The 1,793-nt window shown below is 46.1% G+C and carries 2 protein-coding genes; both read right to left on the bottom strand.

The genetic code is table 11. From position 1 onward, the window contains the following. Positions 1 to 1,184 (bottom strand): RNA-directed DNA polymerase (locus AC1D2K_RS34165; RefSeq protein ID WP_478094803.1); only part of this gene is annotated, 1,184 nt, incomplete at its 3' end. A 36-nt stretch (positions 1,185 to 1,220) separates the two neighbouring features. Further along, positions 1,221 to 1,793 (bottom strand): hypothetical protein (locus AC1D2K_RS34160; protein ID WP_478094801.1); only part of this gene is annotated, 573 nt, incomplete at its 5' end.

Genomic DNA, 1,793 nt, shown 5'->3' with positions numbered 1-1,793 from the left:
CTCCACGCGACTTCGCTGTGATGACCTAAGGCTGCGTGGTCTTCAATACTTCTATTGAGTACGCGAGATAGTCGCTCCTTATTAAGGGGGTAACCGTAATGCGAATAGGTTGCCAAAATGCCAGAAATGGTTTGAAGTGTATTCGGAGAGGCAAGTGCAATCCGGCAGATATGAGCTTCAAAGGACTCCCAATTTGCCTTCGTGATAATCACTGATGAAATACGCTTCAATGCATACTTCATGACATTCTCGTCGGAGTTTTTTCTTCCTAATTCGCTTGCAAAATCGAAGAAATAATGAATGTCAGATTTCTGCTTTTTCCCTTGTGTGGAAATTTCACAATTGCGAAGTTGATGGGTCCAAAAATCCTCTGCGATTGTTTCAACAGCGGCGATCTGTGTTTTTTCAAAATTTATCTGCAACCCAAATTGCCCTAGGGCTCGGGAAATCGACGAGAGTGCTTCGTCTGCTTCGGCGTGAGTATTGAAGAACAGATAGTAGTCATCTACATATCTAAACCCACTTGGCCACCGCTTAAGAGTCTTCTTTATCTCTGCATCAATAGTTGCTGCAATGGCCTCTGCGATTATGTGTGAGGTATCTGGACCGATRGGTAGTCCAATGGTCTGTTGTGATTGTCCCTGGCGAACAGCTCGATCAAGAATATTTCCAAAGTAAGCTGGCGTGTAGTTCGATTTATTTTTCTTGGCTAGCGGCTTCGTGTGCAGTGCCCATGGAATTGAGTGCGTGTAGATGGTTGGAAAAAATCTGGAAATATCCGTACGCAGCATGAACTTATATCCGGCAGACATCAGGATCTTGCGTTCGTATAAGTCATGCATTGACGGCACGCTTACTGCTCGATTGAATCTAGCGTCAAACTTTGGTTGCGTGACACTGAGTTTGCTCTTTTTATAGTGCCTATTCAAGGTTGTCCAATGTACGGATATGTCCGCGCATAGGAAACTTTGAGAGATTGGATTTGGTAGAGCGGTGAGTCTTCGCGAATGCCCTGATCTAGCGACACTAAATACTTCGGCTTGGCAGATTGGAGATATGGGGCTTAATGCACGCCACTCAGTCAATATGTTTTTGTAATTCTTAGCAAGAAGAAGCGTTTGGAAGGGGGGTGGTAGCTGGGAAGGAAAATAACCCTTCGCTAGAAGTTGCTCGATTTTATTCATGATGGATATCGATGCAGTGCTGATTCCTAAGTGCCGTTAAGGTTGGGCGAACGTCGGACGCCCCAACAGACGATCTATTTCTGCAACACCGGGCGCGCCAAGCCATGTCATAAATTCAGTCGGTGTCAGAGTTCCCGAGTGCACTCGCAACAAGCCCTCCATGAAAGCACTATGTTCCACCAGTGAGATGTCATACGATGCGCTCGCTTTTTTCCTAGAAGTTTCGTCGAATGCAGGTTTTCCAAGCGTTACTCGATGCATTTTGGGATCAAAGTCAGCAGCCTTTTGCAAGACTGCCCAAGCTTCTTCTTTTCTAATTAAGGGGGGCACCTTGCTGCAGGTTTTGCATTCGAGGAGTATCTGTTGCTCACCCAACTGAATAAGTATGTCGGGCACATTCTGTCTATTGCCATCATCCAACATCGTTACGATCCAACTAGTTTCCACTCGAAGAAATTCGACGATCGCTGTCTCATAGTCAACCCCCAGCTTGTGGTTGCATGCCTCCGTTATTTGATCAATTCTTAATTCCTTTGCGACACGGGCATGTGTCGTAGCGAGTCGACTAGGCCCGTGACCTGCGGCACTTGATGCAGCATCAAGTAGCGA

It is taken from the genome of Variovorax sp. P1_H12_2 (assembly GCF_056405335.1).
The sequence above is the reverse complement of the archived record's forward strand: the minus strand, read 5'-3'. Positions and strand labels throughout refer to the sequence as shown.